The sequence below is a fragment of the Aeromonas sp. 25-248 genome, assembly GCF_053005425.1.
Map to the genome: position 1 here is coordinate 166234 of NZ_JBRKTB010000007.1, position 18525 is coordinate 184758.

The following is an 18525-nucleotide window of genomic DNA, read 5'->3' on the forward strand; positions in this document are numbered from 1 at the left end:
AAGCGGGGGCCGGATTGTGTGTGATCCCGATCACTTTTTGCAACTCTGGAATACGCTTGCGCTCGCGAAAAAAATTCATTGGAGGCGCCGCAGACCTTGTTCCATAGTTAGAGGCCCTGTCCTGCTCATGGAGTGAGTCTGATGGTGCCAAACGTGATCGTTCCTTTGCTGGTGTTCGTAGTGCTCTTCCTGGCTGGTACCATGGCCAAGGCACTGCCCCTTAACCAACTCATGTAATTCTGTGTGAAATAAAACTCGGCCGGGGCGGGTCTTATGGTTGTCAACCTCATCGTCCCGGGAGTTTTTTCATGTTGATCAAGCGCCGTACTTCTCATCACCCCACCGAGCAGGATGTCACGCCGGAAACCGTCTATCAGGATCGTCGCCGCATCCTGAAAGGGCTGGGCCTGGGCGTCGGTGCCGCCACCCTGGCGTTTCCGGTGAAGGCCAGCCTGCTGGATCTCTTCGCATCGGACAAGCCGGCCCCCGTGGTCCCCACCAGACCCCTCGACATCCGTGCCGCGACCCGGCCAGAGGGATTGATCCTCACCCCGGAGGAGAAGGCCACCACCCACAACAATTTCTACGAGCTGGGGACCGACAAGGGGGATCCGGCCCGCAACGGCCATTACCTCAAGCCTGAGCCCTGGACCCTGAAGGTGGAAGGGGAGGTAGCCAAACCCTTCACCCTGGATGTGTGGGATCTCATCAACAAGAGCACGCTGGAGGAGCGCATCTATCGGCTGCGCTGCGTGGAGGCCTGGTCCATGGTGCTGCCCTGGAGCGGCATTGCGCTGGCGGATCTGATCCGCCGTGCCGAGCCCACCAGTCGCGCCAAGTTTGTGGCCTTCGAGACGCTCTATGATCCGGAACAGTTGCCGGGGCAGGCCTCCCGTGCTCTGGGGGGCGGCATCGATTATCCCTATGTGGAGGGCTTGCGCCTCGACGAGGCCATGCACCCCCTCTCCTTCCTTGCCATGGGGCTCTATGGCAAAACCCTGCCCGCCCAGAACGGGGCTCCCATCCGGCTGGTGGTGCCCTGGAAGTACGGCTTCAAGAGCATCAAGAGCATCGTCTCCATCCGCCTGGTGGAGGAGATGCCCCCCACCACCTGGAACCTGCTGGCCCCCAACGAATATGGCTTCTACGCCAACGTCAACCCGAGCGTGGATCACCCGCGCTGGAGCCAGGCGAGCGAGCGTTTCATCGGCGAGGGGGGCATCTTCGGGGCCAAGCGCCAGCCGACCCTGATGTTCAATGGCTACGGCGACGAGGTGGCGTCCCTCTATCAGGGGATGGATCTGCGTAAATGGTATTGAGACTGACGCTCTGCCCGACTGATCTCTTGCCCCCTTCTCCCCTGGTGGGAGAGGGGATGAGAAGCGGGAAAAACATGACGGGAACTGCAATATGATGCCGAGACTGAAAACAGCCCATGTCAACGGCTTGCGGGCGCTGGTGCACCTTGGTTCGCTCGGCTTTCTACTCTGGCTGGGCTATGCCGTGCCAGCCGGGCTGCTGGGGGGGGATCCGGTCCAGGGGCTGACCCATTACCTTGGCAAGGGGGCCCTTCACCTGCTGTTGCTGACCCTGCTGGTGTCGCCGCTCGCCAAGCGCTGGCGCCAGGGGCAGCTCATCAAGTTGCGCCGCCCCCTCGGGCTCTGGTGCGCCGCCTGGGCGTCCCTGCACTTCATGGTCTGGCTGGGGCTGGATCTGCAGTTCGACTGGGGACTGATTGGCGGCGAGCTGGTGAAGCGCAGCTACATAGTGGTGGGCATGGTGGCGCTGCTGCTGCTGCTGGCGCTGAGTATCACCTCGATCCCGGCCCTGTTGCGGCGCATGGGGCCTGCCTGGCAGAAGCTGCACAACTGGATCTACGGGGTGGCTCTGCTGGTGCCGGTACACTACTGGTGGTCGGTCAAGAGCGGGTGGCAGGAGCCCCTCATCTATCTGGTGCTGGCCTGCGCCCTGCTGTGGCCCCGTCAGGAAAAGCTGCTGCGCCCCTGGCGCAGGCGAGCACAAGTGGCCGGGAGGGGGGCGGCGCAACAGCCGTCACGCCCATAGCAAAAGAGGCCTATTCGGCCTCTTTTTTGGTGATCTCGCCGGTGTTGGCATCGACCTGCAACTGGACGCGCTGATCGTCGGCATTCAGGGTATCGACCTCGAATTTGTCCCCTTCCAGCTCCACTTCCCGAATGTCGTGATACCCTTGTGCCAGCAACAACTTGACCAGTCCGGCCATGTCGAGACGTGTCTGCGCCGCCCAGCCAAAGGTGGAAAAGAGGCACAAGATCAGCAGGATACTGCGTGGGATCATATTCATTCCGGATTCATGGCTGGCACACTATAAACGGCATTATGTTAGGTTTTGAGAGATGAATCACCCATGAATAGCGCGCTGCCCCTGCTTGGATTGCTGCTGCCGATGCTGGTTCAGGCGGCCCAGCCGAACGAGGCCTTGCTGCAACAGGCGGTCAGCGAGGGGCGGGTCCGCCCTTTTCATGAGTTGATGGAGGTGGCCTCCCGCCTGCCGGTGCGCGTGCTGCGCGTCGATCTGGGTGAGGAGGATGGCGTCTGGCTCTACGAGCTCAGGCTCATCGACGAGGAGAACAGCGTCATCAAGGTGGGCTATCGGGCTGACAATCTGGAGATGGTGTGGCTCAAGGGTCACCATCTGGAGCGCCTGTTCGCTCCGCGCCCGCCCCCGGAAGAGGAGTAACGGCGTGAGTCCGCGAACCTACCGTCATCCGGTTCGTCCCCCCAACCGTTGCCGGTGCCGGCACAACCCTGTTTTGGATACCCATGTATGCGCATTCTGATAGTTGAAGATGAAAAGATCCTCGCGGGCCAGCTGGCGGAACAGCTGCGTTTGTCCGGTTTCGTCACCGATCTCTGCCACGATGGCAACGAGGCGGGCTTTCTCGGCGAGACCGAACCCTATGACGCCATCATCTTGGATCTCGGCCTGCCCGGTCGCGACGGCCTGAGCGTACTGAAGGAGTGGCGCAGCAAGGGGATGGACACCCCGGTGCTGGTGCTGACCGCCCGTGGCCAGTTGCACGAGAAGATTGAAGGGCTCAACGCCGGGGCGGACGACTACCTCACCAAGCCCTTCCAGGTGGCGGAGCTGGTGGCGAGGGTGCAGGCGCTGGTGCGCCGGGCGGCGGGGAACGCCAGCTCCATCCTCGAGATCGGTGGCGTGCGTCTCGACATGGCGGCTTCCCAGGTATGGTACGAAGGAACCCCCATCAAGCTCACCGCCCACGAGTTCCGGGTGCTGGGCTACCTGATGCAGCACAGGGGCAAGGTGGTGTCCCGCAGCGAGCTGATCGACCACATCTATGCCCAGGATTTCGATCGCGACTCCAACACCGTGGAGGTGTTCATCGGCCGCATTCGCAAGAAAACCCACGCCGATCTCATCGAGACGGTGCGCGGCCTCGGCTACCGGATCAACGAATGACGCGACCGCAACCGATGGCGGGGTGGGTTGAATGAGGCTGGTTCGCACCCTGCGAGGTCGGCTGGTGGTGATCGCCATGGTCTGGTGCGGTCTCTTCCTGTTCGCCACCGGCTTCAGCCTGCAGACCATGATGCGCAACTACTGGCAGGAGGCGGAGGCCGATGGCTTGCGCCTGCAGCTCTACGATCTGCTCTCCCGCCTCGAGATCCAGCCGGACGGCATGCCGGTGGTCACCGAGCCCATGGCCGACCCCCGTTATCGCCAGCCTTACTCCGGCTACTACTGGCAGCTGGAGCTGGGGGAGACGGTGGTCAGTCGCTCCCGCTCCCTGTGGGATGCCCATCTGAGCGCCCACGGCCTGAAGTCGGCCTTCGGCGATCCGGATCTCTTCGTCGGCAAGGGGCCCAACAAGGAGCCTCTGCTCATCATGACCCGTACCGTGCTGCTGCCGGGGTCTGATCGGGTCTTCACCCTGGTGATGGCCAAGGACAGCAGCGCCCTGACCCAGACCCTGAAGAAGACCCGCATCAGCCTGTTCCTCGGCCTCGGCTTCGCCGCCACCGGCCTGGTGCTCGGCTTCATGTTCCAGATCCTCTACGGCCTGCGCCCGCTGCACCTGCTGCGTCGCGAGCTGAGCCGCGTCCATCAGGGTCATCAGGAGGGGTTCCGGCTGCGCTACCCCCTGGAGATCCAGCCGCTGGTGGAGGACATCAACCGCCTGCTGCACCACTATGGCGAGCTGCTGCAACGAGCCCGTTCCCACACCGGCAACCTGGCCCACGCCCTCAAGACGCCGCTCAGCATCATGCGCAACCAGGTGACCCAGTTGCCGCCTGAGGATCAGGCCGCCCTCGGCGAGCAGCTCGACCAGATCCAGCGCCACATCGACTACCACCTCGGCAAGGCGCGGGTGACCGGCGCCGCCAAGATCCTCGGGGTGTCGACCCCGGTGCGGGCCCGGGTGGAGTACATCTGCCGCGCCTTCTCCCGCCTCTATCCCGGCAAGACGGTGGACTTGCAGGTGCCGGTCAATCTGGCGGTCGGGGTGGAGGAGCAGGACTTCGACGAGATGGTGGGCAACCTGCTGGAGAACGCCTTCAAGTGGTCCGCCAGCGAGCTGCGCATCTCCAGCGCCGAGCTGGGGGGCTGGATCACCCTGCGCATCGAGGACGACGGTCCCGGCATGAGTGAAGATCAGATCGCCAAGGCGGTGCTGCGGGGGGTGCGCCTCGACGAGAAGGTGCCGGGCTCGGGCCTTGGCCTCAACATCGTTTCGGATCTCGCGGAAGCCTATCGCGGCAGCCTCATCATGGGACGGGCCGAGCTGGGGGGGCTCGCCGCTTCCCTCTCCCTGCCCAAGGTGGCCAGGGTCGAGTGACGGGGCGCCCCTTTTGTGCCGCCGTGCTGGCAAGGGTGCGGCACCCGGCATAAGATACGTCTCTTGTTTCAGGTGTAGGAAGGGTAGCAATGACTGACGATCCTTGGGCTTTGTGCCATCTCGATGATTCGTTCGATGCCTCGGTGCTGGGCACCAAGGGGGCCCAGATCCAGTGGTTCGAGGACAGGGATGCCCTGATCCAGTTCCTGCTGGAGGACTTTGTCGACCTGCTGGCCGACGTGGGCGAGCTGGACGAGGATCAGACCGAGAGCGCCCGCGAGCGCTTCACCCTGCTGGTGGAGCAGAGCCTGGATGATCGCACCCTGATGGATGCCATCAACGATCTCGCCTCCGGCCTGCGCCGCATTGCCTGGCTGGGGCCCCTCTCCGAACTGGCGGAGTTGAGCGACGACTTCGCAAGCGGGCTGCGTGCCTTCTTCTGGAGCCAGTATGACGGTGACGAGGATGACCCCGAGGCCTGGGTGCCGGAAGATCTCTGGCCCCAGCTGGTGGAGTGTGCCGAAGAGTACATGGTGGAAGGAGACTTCTGAGCCACCTTGTCCCCACTCTGGCTGCAAGGCGGGTGGAGTATGCGGAAGAGTATATGGTTGAGGGTGACTTGTGATTCTGAGCCACACCACAAACTGCGATAAGAAAACGGCGCCTTGATGGCGCCGTTTTTGTTGCTCAGTCCTCTACTCAGCCGTTGGCCGGTACCTCGTGCGCCGTGTTGGCGAGCACTGGCCCGATATACTTCTCTATCTGCAATTGGGCCATGTGGCCGCAGTTGCCCTGGGCCAGACTGGACGAGCCCTCGTCGAAGGTGAGGCAGTTGACGTTGCCGTTCTTGCAGATGCTGCCCGCTTCGCCCGGCTTGGCCGGGTCATACCAGGCCCCTTCACACACCCGCACTACCCCGGGCCGGATATCGGCGGAGATCAGGGCCCCCACCAGGATCTGGCCGCGCTCGTTGAAGGCCCGCACCAGATCGCCATCCTGGATGCCACGGGCCTTGGCGTCGTCCGGATGGATCAGGATCGCTTCGCGGTCGGCGATGGCGAACTTGTCCCGCAGCGGGGTGTTGTCGAGCTGGGAGTGCAGCCGCTGGGTCGGGTGGGAGGTGTTGAGCGACAGCGGATAGCGCGCTGCCGTCTCGCTCTTCACCCACTCCTTGGGCTCATACCACTTGGGATGACCGGCGCAGTCGGCATAACCCATCCCCGCCACCGTGTTGGAGAAGATCTCGATCTTGCCGGACGGAGTACCGAGCGGGTTGAGCAGCGGGTTCTCGCGAAAGTCGGCGTGACGGATCCACTGGCGGCTGGCCTCCGGGATCGGGAAGCGGATGTAGTTGTTGGCCTCCCAGAACATGTTGAACGGCGGCAGCGCCACCCGGGCACCGCGAGCCTGGGCCGCCATGCCGTCGTACATCTGCTTGAGCCAAAGCATCTCGTCCTTCCCTTCGGTGTACTGCTCCTGCACGCCCAGCTTGGCGGCGATGGCGCTGAAGATGTCGAAGTCGTTGCGGGACTCATGCTGGGGGGGGACGCACTGGTGCATGGGGAAGACATAGCGCTGGGAGTAGTCGCCCCCCATCTCCAGGTCGTTGCGCTCGTAGCTGGTGGTGGCCGGCAGGACGATGTCGGCGTGCTTGGCAGTCGCCGTCCAGTAGGGCTCGTTGACGATCACGGTCTGGGGTTTGCGCCAGGCCTGCAGCAGGTTGTTGGTGTCCTGATGGTGGTGGAAGGGGTTGCCGCCCGCCACGTAGACCAGCTTGATGTCCGGATAGGTCACCTTGCGGCCGTTGAAGTCGATGGTCTTGCCCGGGTTGGCGAGGCAGTCGGCGATGCGGGCCACCGGGATGGGGGCCGGGCTGTTCTTCGGTGCGCTGCCAGCGGAGATGCCCGCCAGAATGCCGCCCTTGGCGGTGGGGCTGCCACCGGAGGAGTAGTGGTAACTGAAGCCGTAGCCGCCCCCCGGCAGGCCGATCTGGCCCAGCATGGAGGCCAGAGTGACCAGCATCCAGTTGGGCTGCTCCCCGTGGTGCTGACGCTGCATGCCCCAGCCCGCCATGATCATGGTGCGCTTGGCGGCCATGTCGAGGGCCAGCTGGCGAATCACCTTGGCCTCGACGCCGCAGATGGCGCTCGCCCACTCGGCGCTCTTGGGCTGACCGTCATCCTTGCCGAGCAGGTAGGCGAGGAAGGTGTCGAAGCCGACGGTGTAGCGATCGAGGAAGGCCTGATCGTGCTTCTTCTCGCTGTAGAGGGTGTGAGCGACACCCAACATCATGGCCACGTCGGTATAGGCGTTCGGGGCAATCCACTCGGCATTGGCCTGCTTGGCGGTCTCGTTGTAGACGGGGTCGATGCTGATGACCCGGGTGCCTTTCTCTTTCAGCGCCTTGAAGCCGGCCTGCCCCTCGTGATCCGGCATGTTCCAGCTGTTCTTCAGGGTCACCTGGGCGTTGACCCCCCAGAGCACCACCAGTTCGGCGTGCTCCACCACGTTGGGCCAGGCGGTCTGCTGCTCGTACACCTCGATGGAGCCCATCACGTGGGACATGATCACCTGGGCCGCGCCGGTGGAGTAGTCACCGGCATAACCGGTGAAGCCGCCCGAGAGGTTCATCAGGCGGTGCAGCAGGGTGCGGCTGTTGTGGAACATGCCCACGCTCTTCCAGCCGTAGGATCCGGCGTGGATCGCCTGCGGGCCGAAATCAGACTGGACGCGCTGGATCTCGCCGGCCACCAGTTCGGTGGCCTTCTCCCAGCTCACCCGTACCCACTCGTCGGCTCCGCGCAGCTCCGGTCTGGCACCCGGGCCGTGCTCCAGCCAGCTCTTGCGCACCATGGGGTACTTGATGCGGTTCTTGGCGTGTACCTGGAACGGCGCCATGTCGATGAGGTCATTCGGCGCTGGGTCATCGGCCACCGGCTGGACCCGCACCATGCGGCCCTCGGAGACGATGGCCTCGAAGGCCCCCCAGTGGGCGCCGGTCAGGATGCCTTTCTGGGCGGGCACCAGGGTGGGGAACTGCTCAAGGGCCGTGCTGACGGCCTTGGCCAGGGCGCTTTTCGGGAAGAGACCAGCCAGCAGGGGCAGGGCGGCACAGGCCCCCAGCCCCTTGAGCAGAGTACGGCGGGAGAGGTTGGTCTGTTGGTCATTGAAAAAAGTCATGGGAGAGTCCTCTGTTCCTGCCTTAATGGGCCGCGCTCATGTCGCTGGCGTGTTTCTGCACGTATTGGGTGAGCATGCGCGCCTGCTCCGGGGTGAGGGAGGTACGGGACTCCATCCCCTTGATGACGCCGATCCACTGGTTGGCGTTGAAGTGATCCAGCGCGGTGAGGCCGTGACAGCCGGTGCAGTTGTTGGACATCAGGGTGGAGGCGTATTGCCACAGCTTGCCCTGGTCGCCGATGAGCTGGCTCTGGTCGACCCAGGCGGTCAGGCTGACCTGATGCCAGGTGAGGTTGGTGGCGCTGTCGGTCTCGCTCTTGCCGGTCACGAGGGCTTTTCTGGCGGCTTCGCCGACCAGCACGCTCAGGATCCGTTTGCCGGGGGCGGCGTAGAACACCTCGCTCACCCCGTCCTGCTGCCAGCCGTCGATGCGCACCTGGGCGCGGCCGTTGTCGTTGGCCAGCACTTCCACCTGGGTGGAGGGCATCAGGGTGCCTTCATCAGTCTTGGCGCCGGCATCCAGATAGAGCGGGGTGGTGGCGATGGCATAGCGGGTGGTGACGGTGGCCGGGGTCTGGGCGGCGGCTTGCGCCAGCTCGCTGGCACCGGCGGCAGCCAGGCCGCTCATGTCCGGCATGATGTGGGCAACGCCGCGGTGGCAGTCGATGCAGGTCTGACCCTCCTTGATGGCGACCGGGTGCTCGGCGCGGGCATTGGGGCGCTGGGCCAGGATGTCCATGGCGGCGTAGCTGTGGCAGCTGCGACAGGTGGCGGAGTCATTGGCCTTGAGCTGATCCCACACGGTCTGGGCCATGCGCAGCTTGTGGGCCTCGTATTTTTCCGGGGTGTCGAGGGTGCCGATCGCCTCGTGATAGATGTCTTTCACGGCGCGGATCTTGGTCCAGAGATAGGCGGCGGGTTCACTGGGGATGTGGCAGTCGGCGCACTCGGCGCGGATCCCCTTCACGTTCTGGAAGTGGACACTGCCCTGATATTCGGCGAGGGGGGTCTGCATGGAGTGGCAGGAGACGCAGAACTCGGTGGAGCTGGTCTTGTGCAGCACGGTGACGGTGACGCCCAGTGCAGCGACCCCCAGCAGGGCCCCGAGCAGCAGAAGCCAGAACCAGGTCTTTCTCAACAGTTTTCCAAGCATGGTGACGGTGTCCTTCGAATTCGGGTATTACCAATATAGTAGTAGTCCCAAGATTCGATGGCTTGACCTCGGTCATGATTTTTATTTCGACATATGAGAGGTTTTTGGTTTTGTTTTTTGTTTGGACATGCTTTTTTGAATTTTAATCGCACTTTTACCCTTCAACGGGAGCGGGATGTCCTGTGATGGGGGCGATGCCCAAGCCGGGGCGGGGAGGCCGCGCACCACCCCGGGGCTTGGGGTTTGTGGCGGGAGGATTGTATACTGTTCACATATACAGTATTCAGGTGTATCCATCATGCGACTCTTTATCGCCGAGAAACCCAGCCTTGGCCGCGCCATCGCCGATGTCCTCCCCAAACCTCACAAGAAGGGGGAGGGTTTCATCGAGACGGCGCAGGGAGACGTGGTGACCTGGTGCATCGGCCACCTGCTGGAGCAGGCCGAGCCCGATGCCTACGATGCCGCCTACAAGCAGTGGCGCATGGAATCCCTTCCCATTGTCCCGACCCAGTGGCAGCTGGTGGCCAAACCCAAGACCAAGGCCCAGCTGGCCGTCATCAAGGGGCTCATCAAGCAGGCGGACTGCGTGGTCAACGCCGGTGACCCGGACAGGGAAGGGCAACTGCTGGTGGACGAGGTGATCGACTTTCTCGGCTATCCCAAGACCAAACCGGTTCAGCGCTGCCTCATCAGCGATCTCAATCCCCCCGCCGTGCGCCGCGCCCTCGACAAGCTCAGGGACAACAAGGAGTTCGTGCCGCTGGCTGTGTCGGCGCTGGCCCGTAGCCGTGCCGACTGGCTCTATGGCATCAACATGACCCGGGCCTATACCCTGCTTGGCCGCAAGGGGGGCTGCAGCGAACTGCTGTCGGTCGGCCGGGTACAGACCCCCTTGCTCGGTCTGGTGGTGCGCCGGGATCTCGAGATCGAGGCCTTCGTTCCCAAGCCGTTCTACGAGGTGATGGCCCATCTGCTGACCCAGGGCAACGAACGTTTCACCGCCAGGTGGCTGCCATCGGAGGCCTGCCTGCCCTGGCAGGATGAGGAGGGCCGGGTGCTCAACCGGGCGCTGGCCGCCAAGGTGGTGGAGCGGATCCAGGGGCAACCCGCCCAGGTGGAGGCGGTGGAGGAGCAGGCGCGCAGGCAGGCGGCGCCGCTCCCCTACAACCTCTCCTGCCTGCAGATCGACGCGGCCAAGCGCTTTGGCATGGATGCCAAGCGGGTGCTGGATATCTGCCAGAGCCTCTACGAGCGGCACAAGCTCATCACCTATCCCAGATCCGACAGCCGCCATCTGCCGAGCGAGCACTTCAACCGGGCCGGCCAAGTGCGGGAGGCCATCGCCAGCACGGCCCCTGCGCTGGCCAGGGCGGTCGCCGAAGCGGATGGCAGGATCCGCAGCAAGGCGTGGAACGACAGCAAGGTGGATGCCCACCACGCCATCATTCCCACCGAGAAGAGGGGGAACGAGGGGAGCTTGGGGGCCGACGAGGCGAAGCTGTACGGCCTGATTGCCCGCCAGTATCTGCTGCAGTTCTACCCGCCGTTCGAGTACAACGACAGCAAGGTGTTGCTGCGCATCGCCGGAGGGCTGTTCCAGGCCAAGGCGCGCCGCATCCTCAAGGCGGGCTGGAAGGCGCTGCTCGGAGTGGAAGAGGATGACGAGGAGGAGGCGGGAACCCTGCCTGCCCTGAAAGAGGGGGAGGAACTGCTGTGCGAGCGGGGGGCGCTGCTGGAGAAGATGACCCAGCCCCCCAAGCCGTTTACCGATGCCACCCTGCTGGCCGCCATGACCGGCATCGCCCGTTATGTGCAGGATCCCGAGATCCGCAAGACCCTGCGGGAGACCGATGGCCTCGGCACCGAGGCGACCCGGGCCGGGATCATCGATCTGCTGTTCAAGCGCCGCTTCCTGGTGCGCCAGGGCAAGAGCATCAAGGCCACCCCGACCGGGCGAGCCCTGGTCCAGGCGCTGCCCGCGACCGCCACCACGCCGGATATGACGGCACTGTGGGAGCAGAGTCTGGGTCAGATCGCCGAACGTCACGGTAGCTACCAGCAGTTCATGGGGCCGCTCACCGAGCAGCTCAACGGCCTGATCGAGGGGGCCCGGCAGGATTCCGGCGCCAGCTTCAGCGCACTGCCCAAGGCGGCGCCCGGTGACAGCAAGCAGCGATTTGCCCGCCGCAAGCGGACTGCGTCCACCGCCGCACGCCCCCGTACGAGCACGGGCAAGAGTGCTCGTGCGGGGAAGAGCCCTGGAAAGAGCACTGGCAAGGGGACGACCAGGGGCAAGGCGGCCTGAGGCCGGCGAGCGCTGTGATCACATAAAAATAAGAAGAGGGGCCAGTGGCCCCTCTTTACATGGATGGAGCGGCTTACCCCGTGTAGACGCTTTCTTCCGGATAACGGATGCGGGTCTCCACCGGGCGGGCCAGCATGATCGCCAGGGTGAGGGGCCCCAGACGGCCGCAGATCATCACCAGCACCAGGATCAGTTTGCCCGGTTCGCTCAGAGAAGCGGTGATGCCGGTGGACAGTCCCACGGTGGCAAAGGCCGAGATGGTCTCGAACATGATCTTGTCGAATGATTGCGACTCCGTGAGCATCAGCAGGAACATCGCCATCATCAGCACCATGGTACTGACGATGATGATGGCCAGGGAGCGGGTCACTATCTGGGGTGACAGGGTGCGGCCGAAGGCGGTGACATGGGGGCGCTTGGTCAGAAACGCCCGGGTCGCCAGCAGGACGACGGCAAAGGTGGTGACCTTGATACCGCCCCCGGTCGAGGTTGCCCCGGCACCGATGAACATCAGCATCATCATGAACAGCAAGGAGGCCGGCACCATCTGGCCGATATCCACCGTGTTGAAGCCCGCCGTGCGCGCGGTGGCCGACTGGAAGAAGGCTGCCAGCCACTGGCTCCCGAAGGAGGCGTTGCCCAGGGTGCCCGGGTTGTTGTGCTCCAGCAGCCAGAACATCAGGGTCCCCAGCAGCAGCAGGGCAGGGGTCATCAGCAGCATCAGCTTGCTGTGCAGTTTCAGCTTGCGCCAGCGGCGGTTGCGCACCAGGTCGACGATGACGGTGAAGCCTACCCCCCCCAGGATCAGCAGGGCCGGTATGGTCAGGCTGATGATGGGGTCATCCCGGTAGTCCATGAGGTTGTTGGCAAACAGCGAGAAGCCGGCGTTGTTGAAAGCTGACACCGCGTGGAAGAAGCTGACGTAGAGGCCGTGGCCCCAGCCCATGTCGGGCACCCAGCGAATGGCCATGATGGCGGTGCCGATCAGCTGGGCAATCAGGGCGAACAGGACGATGCGCTTCACCAGCTGGACGATGTTGACGGATCCCTCCTGGCCCAGCGCCTCCTTGGCCAGCACCTGCTGGCGCAGCCCGACCCGCTTGCTGAACATGGCGATGAGCAGCAGTGTCATGGTCATCTGGCCGAGACCACCAATCTCCATCAATATCAACAGGATGATCTGCCCCTGCAGGGTGAAGGCGGTGCCGGTATCCACCACCCCGAGGCCGGTCACGCTGATGGCGGAGGTGGCGGTGAACAAGGCGTTGATGACGGTGACCTCACCCTTGTGGCTGGAGGGCTGGACCAGAAACAGGGTGCCAACCAGCAGTATGATGAGGAAACTGCCCAGGATGAGCTTGGCCTCGCTCCAGCGGGAGTTGTCTTCCCGATGCAGGGTGAAGGCGTAGTTGCTGCGCCAGTTGATCATAGGGTGTCGAGCCAGTGATCAATGGCGTGCTTGTTGCCGGCCAGGATCAGGATGTCACCGAGTTGCAGCTCCATCTTGCCGGTCAGGACGTTGTGGAGCACCTCGCCACGCTTGATGGCCAGCAGCTGGAAATCGCTTTGCTGCAGCAGGCGCAAGTCGGCCAGGGTGCGGGTGTTTTGCTGCAGGCCGATCACGAACTCGGTCAGCACCATGTCGTGACCCAGCTCCAGGTAGTCGAACAGCCGGTTGTCCAGCATGCTCTGGGCTACCCGGCGGCCCATGTCCCACTCCGGGTTGATCACCTTGTCCGCGCCCACCTTCTGCAAGATCTTGGCGTGGAACTTGTCGCGGGCCTTGACCCAGACCTTCTTCACGCCCGCCTCTTTCAGCACCAGCGTGGTCAGGATGCTGGTCTCCAGGTTGTCGCCGATGGCGACAAAGACGATGTCGAAATTCGCCAGGCCCAGTTCGGCGACCGTGGCCTCGTCGGTGGCATCGGCAACGATGACGTGGTTGCAGAGGGTGGCTATCTGGCGGGTCTTGCTCTCGTCGATGTCGATGGCCAGTACCTCGGCATTCTGGCGCTGCAACTCTTCGCACAAGGCGCTGCCAAACAGGCCCAGGCCGATGACGGCGAATTGATTGTTCATGCATGCTTCCTCAGCGGGATGAAGGGGTTACTCTACTCCAGAGCCCTGAGTCCGAAAAGTGTCCGGGTTTTTTGTCCCGGGGGATCTGGGGTAAACTGCGCCCTTGTCCTTGTCGGAACACACAGATGAAACTCACCCCCCACGCCTCCCTGTCGACCCTCAATACTCTGGGCCTGGACGCACACTGCCTCTGGCTGGCCGATGTGACCCGGCCGGATGATCTCGCGCAACTGCGGACCAACCCGGAGTTGGCCACCTTGCCGCGCCTGGTGCTGGGAGGAGGAAGCAACATCCTGTTCTGCGATGACTTTGCCGGTCTGGTGGTCCACAACGGCCTGAAAGGGATCACGCTGCACGAGGAGTCCGAGCATTGGCTGCTACACGTGGCGGCAGGTGAAAACTGGCACGAGCTGGTATGCCACGCCCTGCAACAGGGCTGGCACGGGCTGGAGAACCTGGCACTCATTCCCGGGACGGTCGGGGCGGCCCCGGTACAGAACATCGGTGCCTACGGGGTCGAGCTGGCCAGCGTCTGTGCCTACGTGGAGGCGTTCAACTGGCAGAGTGGCGAGGTTGAGCGCATCGCGGCGGCCGACTGCCGGTTCGGTTACCGTGACAGCATCTTCAAGCACGACTATCAGGACTCCCACTTCATCATCGCCGTCGGTCTGCGCCTGCCCAAGGCATGGCGCCCGGTCGCCGGTTATGGCCCGCTGGCGGCGCTGGGGGATGCCCCTTCGCCACAGGCCATTTTCGACACCGTCTGTGCCACCCGCATGGCCAAGCTGCCGGATCCGGCGGTGCTGGGCAACGCGGGCAGTTTCTTCAAAAACCCTGTGGTGCCCGCCGCCCTGGCCGAGACCCTGAAACAGCAATACCCGCAGATGCCCTGCTACCCTGCGGCAGAAGGGCAGGCCAAGCTGGCGGCTGGCTGGCTCATCGATCAGTGCGGTCTCAAGGGGTTTGCCATCGGTCGTGCCGCCGTCCATCAGGAGCAGGCGCTGGTGCTGGTCAATCTGGGGGGCGCCAGCGCCATGGAGCTCATCGCGCTGGCGGCCCATGTCCGCGACAGCGTGGAACACCAGTTCGGTGTGGTGCTGGAACATGAGGTGCGCTTCATGGGGCGCAGCGGTGAAACCTGGCTCGACGAGGTACTGGCATGACCCTGACCCCCATCAGACAGACCCTGATCACCCTGCTCAGCGACGGCCAGTTCCATTCCGGCGAGCAGCTGGGCGAGCGCCTTGGCATCAGCCGAGCGGCGGTGAGCAAGCACATGGCCGCGCTCAAGGATCTGGGGCTGGATCTCTTCAGCCTGACCGGCAAGGGCTATCGGCTGGCGGTGCCCATGGCCCTCTATGACGAGGGGCGGCTGCAGGCAGAGGCACCGATGGCACCGGTGCACTGCTTCCCTGTCATCGACTCCACCAACCAGTACCTGCTGGAGCGGGTCAACACCCTGAGCTCCGGCGAAAGCTGTCTGGCCGAGTGCCAGACAGCCGGGCGGGGACGTCGTGGCAAACCCTGGGTTTCTCCCTTCGGTTGCCAGCTGATCCTGAGCATGTACTGGCGGCTTGAGCAGGGCATGGCGGCCGCCATGGGACTGAGTCTTGCGGTCGGCGTGGCGGTGGTCGAGGCGCTGGAGTCCCTCGGTTATCCCGGGGTGGAGCTCAAGTGGCCGAACGACCTCTATTACCAGGGCCGCAAGCTGGCGGGCATCCTGGTGGAGATGAGCGGCAGTGCGGGTGCCAGCTGCCATCTGGTGATCGGGGTCGGCCTCAATCTGGCGATGCCGAGTCGGGAGGGGGAGAAGATCGATCAGGCCTGGTCCGAGCTGCGCCATATCCAGCCCGAGCTGGTGGATCGCAACGAGCTGGCAGCCTGTGTGCTGCTGCACCTGCAGCAGGCCATGCAGACCTTCGAACAGACGGGGCTGGCGAGTTTTGTCGAGAGCTGGAACCGGCTCGACCACTTCGCCGGCCAGCCGGTGAAGCTGCTGATGGGAGAGCAGGTGATCCGCGGGATTGCCCGGGGGATCGACGAACGCGGAGCCCTGCGTCTGGAGACGGAAGAGGGGCTCAAGCTCTATCTGGGAGGGGAACTCTCCCTGCGGCGGGGTGACTGACCTCGTACGCTCATGAGGACTGAATGAAAGAGGGGGCCTGCGGGCCCCTCTTTCATGTATGCACTGCGACAGTGGTCACTTGCGCAGCTTGATCTGCTCGATGGCGTGCTCGTTGCCCTTGGTGAGGATGAGGTTGGCCCGCTCCCGGGTCGGCAAGATGTTCTCTTGCAGATTCAGGTAGTTGATATCCTGCCAGATGTTGTTGGCGATCTCGGTCGCCTCGCTCTCGGCCAGCTTGGCGTAGTGGTGGAAATAGGAGTCGGGATCCGAGAAGGCGCCGCTGCGGAATTTGAGAAAACGATCGATGTACCAGGTGCGCAGCAGCTCGGCGTCGGCATCCACATAGATGGAGAAGTCGACGAAGTCCGACACGAACACGCGATGAGGGTCCTGGGGATAGTCCATGCCGCTTTGCAGCACATTGAGCCCCTCCAGGATCAGGATGTCCGGCTGCTCCACCACCTTCTTCTCGTCGGGCAGGATGTCATAGATGAGGTGGGAGTAGACGGGGGCCTCGACCTTCTCGTGGCCGGCGCGGATATTGGCGACAAACTCCACCAGATGGCGGATGTCATAAGACTCGGGGAACCCCTTGCGACGCATCAGGCCACGGGCTTCCAGCTCCTTGTTGGGAAACAGGAAGCCGTCGGTGGTGACCAGCTCCACCCTGGGGTGCTCCGGCCAGCGCTCCAGCAATGCCTGAAGGATACGGGCCGTGGTGCTCTTTCCCCCCGCCACGCTGCCGGCGATGCTGATGATATAGGTGCCCTTGCCGCGGGACTGACCGAGAAACTGCTCCAGCACCCGGCTGCGGCGCTGCTTGGCCTTGACGTAGAGATTGAGGAGACGGGAGAGGGGCAGATAGATCTCTTCCACTTCCCGCAATGACACCTTCTCGTTGATCCCGCGCAGGGTCTGCAGATCGTGCTCGGTCAGGGTCAGGGGGACCGCATCGCGCAATAACGCCCATTGTTCGCGGGTGAATTGCAAATAGGGGTTATGCTCTGTCGTCATGGTGTCATCACTGTTTCTTGGGCAGGGCGACCATACACCAAGGGATCGGGAGCGACAAGGGACGCGTCCGGTCGGGACGGAGAAGGAGCGTTTTTTTGCCTGGATCCCGGCATAAATGCACATTTTGCAAGGTGCAATGGTTGCATCCCCAAAATCCTTACCATAAAATGCGCGACGCTTGGATGTCTGTCGTCTATTTGCCCAGCAAAAGCGACAAAAACAACGGGTGCAAGCAGAATTACCGTTGTGGCATTTATGCAACTGGAGGGGTTCCCGAGCGGCCAAAGGGATCAGACTGTAAATCTGACGGCTCTGCCTTCGAAGGTTCGAATCCTTCTCCCTCCACCATATTTCTCTGCGGTTTGAGTTCTTTGGGTTAGAGAAATGCGGGCATCGTATAATGGCTATTACCTCAGCCTTCCAAGCTGATGATGCGGGTTCGATTCCCGCTGCCCGCTCCAAGATGCTGATATGGCTCAGGTAATTCTGAGAGCCACACCTTAGGGTGAGTTCGGCAATCGAACCAGCCTGTCAGCACCAACCTCTCTACTCCCCTTGATTCAAATCCATCATATAAACTGTTCTGTGGTTAGCTTGCCACCGCGTACTCAGCGTTAGTTTAGAGGGACGATCATGTCTAAAGAAAAATTTGAGCGTAATAAACCGCACGTTAACGTGGGTACCATCGGCCACGTTGACCACGGTAAAACCACCCTGACCGCCGCCATCACCAACGTGCTGGCCAAGCACTTCGGTGGTAAAGCTTTCGCCTTCGACCAGATCGACAAGGCACCGGAAGAGCGTGAGCGTGGTATCACCATCAACACCTCCCACGTAGAATACGACACTGCTACCCGCCACTACGCTCACGTAGATTGCCCGGGTCACGCCGACTACGTTAAAAACATGATCACCGGTGCTGCCCAGATGGACGGCGCAATCCTGGTAGTAGCAGCGACTGACGGCCCGATGCCGCAGACTCGTGAGCACATCCTGCTGGGTCGTCAGGTAGGCGTTCCGTACATCATCGTGTTCATGAACAAGTGCGACATGGTAGATGACGAAGAGCTGCTGGAACTGGTCGAGATGGAAGTTCGCGAACTGCTGTCCGAGTACGACTTCCCGGGTGATGACCTGCCGGTAGTCCGTGGTTCCGCACTGAAAGCGCTGGAAGGCGAAGCTCAGTGGGAAGAGAAGATCCTGGAACTGGCTGGCCACCTGGACACCTACATTCCGGAGCCGGAGCGTGCCATCGACCAGCCGTTCCTGATGCCTATCGAAGACGTCTTCTCCATCGCAGGCCGCGGTACCGTAGTTACCGGTCGTGTAGAGCGCGGTATCGTCAAGGTTGGTGAAGAAGTGGAAATCGTTGGTATCAAAGATACCACCAAGACCACCTGTACCGGCGTTGAAATGTTCCGCAAACTGCTGGACGAAGGTCGTGCAGGTGAGAACGTTGGCGCGCTGCTGCGTGGCGTGAAGCGTGAAGACGTAGAGCGTGGTCAGGTACTGGCCAAGCCGGGCACCATCAAGCCGCACACCAAGTTCGAATCCGAAGTGTACGTGCTGTCCAAAGAAGAAGGTGGTCGTCACACTCCGTTCTTCAAGGGCTACCGTCCGCAGTTCTACTTCCGTACTACCGACGTGACCGGTACCATCGAACTGCCGGAAGGCGTAGAGATGGTCATGCCGGGCGACAACATCAAGATGGTTGTTACCCTGATTGCGCCGATCGCGATGGACGACGGCCTGCGTTTCGCCATCCGTGAAGGTGGCCGTACCGTAGGTGCTGGTGTTGTAGCCAAAGTTATCGCTTAATCTTGGC

At 62.8% G+C, this 18525-nt stretch carries 16 protein-coding genes and 2 tRNA genes; 12 read left to right on the forward strand and 6 right to left on the reverse strand.

Annotation, left to right across the window (positions count from 1 at the left end):
- The first annotated feature begins 308 nt into the window (after positions 1-308).
- Positions 309-1319: a protein-methionine-sulfoxide reductase catalytic subunit MsrP gene (gene msrP, locus ACVDHI_RS12440; RefSeq protein WP_183149037.1), complete on the forward strand. Its 1011-nt coding sequence runs from the start codon at positions 309-311 to the stop codon at positions 1317-1319.
- A gap of 91 nt (positions 1320-1410) precedes the next feature.
- Positions 1411-2064, forward strand: a complete 654-nt coding sequence (locus ACVDHI_RS12445; protein WP_324062713.1) for a protein-methionine-sulfoxide reductase heme-binding subunit MsrQ — start codon at positions 1411-1413, stop codon at positions 2062-2064.
- A 10-nt stretch (positions 2065-2074) separates the two neighbouring features.
- Here the strand turns inward: ACVDHI_RS12445 and ACVDHI_RS12450 are convergent, their stop codons facing one another.
- Positions 2075-2323, reverse strand: a complete 249-nt coding sequence (locus tag ACVDHI_RS12450; RefSeq protein WP_010675973.1) for a PepSY domain-containing protein — start codon at positions 2321-2323, stop codon at positions 2075-2077.
- A 63-nt stretch (positions 2324-2386) separates the two neighbouring features.
- Between ACVDHI_RS12450 and ACVDHI_RS12455 the strand changes: the two genes are divergently transcribed.
- The 4 genes from ACVDHI_RS12455 to ACVDHI_RS12470 all read left to right on the forward strand — a co-directional run bounded on the left by ACVDHI_RS12455 (position 2387) and on the right by ACVDHI_RS12470 (position 5392).
- Positions 2387-2719: a PepSY domain-containing protein gene (locus ACVDHI_RS12455; protein ID WP_010675972.1), complete on the forward strand. Its 333-nt coding sequence runs from the start codon at positions 2387-2389 to the stop codon at positions 2717-2719.
- 87 nt (positions 2720-2806) lie between these two features.
- Positions 2807-3463, forward strand: coding sequence for a response regulator transcription factor (locus tag ACVDHI_RS12460; RefSeq protein ID WP_005332666.1), 657 nt, complete (start codon positions 2807-2809; stop codon positions 3461-3463).
- Positions 3464-3494: 31 nt separating this feature from the next.
- The gene (locus tag ACVDHI_RS12465) at positions 3495-4841 is read left to right on the forward strand and encodes a sensor histidine kinase (protein ID WP_010675971.1); all 1347 of its coding nucleotides are present in this window, start codon (positions 3495-3497) and stop codon (positions 4839-4841) included.
- Between the two features lie 89 nt (positions 4842-4930).
- Entirely contained in the window at positions 4931-5392 is a 462-nt protein-coding gene (locus tag ACVDHI_RS12470) for a hypothetical protein (RefSeq protein WP_010675970.1), read from the forward strand.
- A 148-nt stretch (positions 5393-5540) separates the two neighbouring features.
- Here the strand turns inward: ACVDHI_RS12470 and torA are convergent, their stop codons facing one another.
- A complete protein-coding gene (gene torA, locus ACVDHI_RS12475; RefSeq protein ID WP_447212142.1) occupies positions 5541-8021 on the reverse strand; it encodes a trimethylamine-N-oxide reductase TorA in 2481 nt (826 codons plus the stop codon).
- A gap of 22 nt (positions 8022-8043) precedes the next feature.
- Positions 8044-9174, reverse strand: a complete 1131-nt coding sequence (locus ACVDHI_RS12480; protein WP_010675968.1) for a NapC/NirT family cytochrome c — start codon at positions 9172-9174, stop codon at positions 8044-8046.
- 298 nt (positions 9175-9472) lie between these two features.
- On the opposite strand from ACVDHI_RS12480, the gene ACVDHI_RS12485 reads away from it, so the two are divergent.
- Positions 9473-11482: a DNA topoisomerase III gene (locus ACVDHI_RS12485; protein ID WP_447212143.1), complete on the forward strand. Its 2010-nt coding sequence runs from the start codon at positions 9473-9475 to the stop codon at positions 11480-11482.
- Between the two features lie 73 nt (positions 11483-11555).
- On the opposite strand, the gene ACVDHI_RS12490 is transcribed toward ACVDHI_RS12485, so the two are convergent.
- A complete protein-coding gene (locus tag ACVDHI_RS12490; protein WP_447212144.1) occupies positions 11556-12911 on the reverse strand; it encodes a TrkH family potassium uptake protein in 1356 nt (451 codons plus the stop codon).
- Positions 12908-13561, reverse strand: coding sequence for a potassium channel family protein (locus ACVDHI_RS12495; RefSeq protein ID WP_010675965.1), 654 nt, complete (start codon positions 13559-13561; stop codon positions 12908-12910). The genes ACVDHI_RS12490 and ACVDHI_RS12495 overlap by 4 nt, the downstream gene beginning before the upstream one ends.
- 125 nt (positions 13562-13686) lie before the next feature.
- Between ACVDHI_RS12495 and murB the strand changes: the two genes are divergently transcribed.
- Both murB and birA read left to right on the forward strand, forming a co-directional pair.
- Positions 13687-14724: a UDP-N-acetylmuramate dehydrogenase gene (murB, locus tag ACVDHI_RS12500; protein ID WP_143236953.1), complete on the forward strand. Its 1038-nt coding sequence runs from the start codon at positions 13687-13689 to the stop codon at positions 14722-14724.
- Entirely contained in the window at positions 14721-15686 is a 966-nt protein-coding gene (gene birA / locus ACVDHI_RS12505) for a bifunctional biotin--[acetyl-CoA-carboxylase] ligase/biotin operon repressor BirA (RefSeq protein WP_069784983.1), read from the forward strand. Before murB ends, birA begins: the two co-directional genes overlap by 4 nt.
- A gap of 75 nt (positions 15687-15761) precedes the next feature.
- Here birA and coaA read toward each other — a convergent pair whose 3' ends face one another.
- Positions 15762-16700 carry a type I pantothenate kinase gene (gene coaA / locus ACVDHI_RS12510; RefSeq protein WP_029314861.1) on the reverse strand — a complete coding sequence of 313 codons (939 nt, stop codon included), beginning with the start codon at positions 16698-16700 and terminating at the stop codon, positions 15762-15764.
- A gap of 263 nt (positions 16701-16963) precedes the next feature.
- On the opposite strand from coaA, the gene ACVDHI_RS12515 reads away from it, so the two are divergent.
- The 3 genes from ACVDHI_RS12515 (at position 16964) to tuf (ending at position 18518) form a co-directional block, all read left to right on the forward strand.
- Positions 16964-17048 (forward strand) — tRNA-Tyr (locus ACVDHI_RS12515).
- 38 nt (positions 17049-17086) lie between these two features.
- Positions 17087-17161 (forward strand) — tRNA-Gly (locus ACVDHI_RS12520).
- A 172-nt stretch (positions 17162-17333) separates the two neighbouring features.
- Positions 17334-18518 (forward strand): elongation factor Tu, encoded by a 1185-nt coding sequence (gene tuf, locus ACVDHI_RS12525; protein WP_005306325.1) that lies wholly within the window; start codon positions 17334-17336, stop codon positions 18516-18518.
- Positions 18519-18525 lie beyond the last annotated feature (7 nt).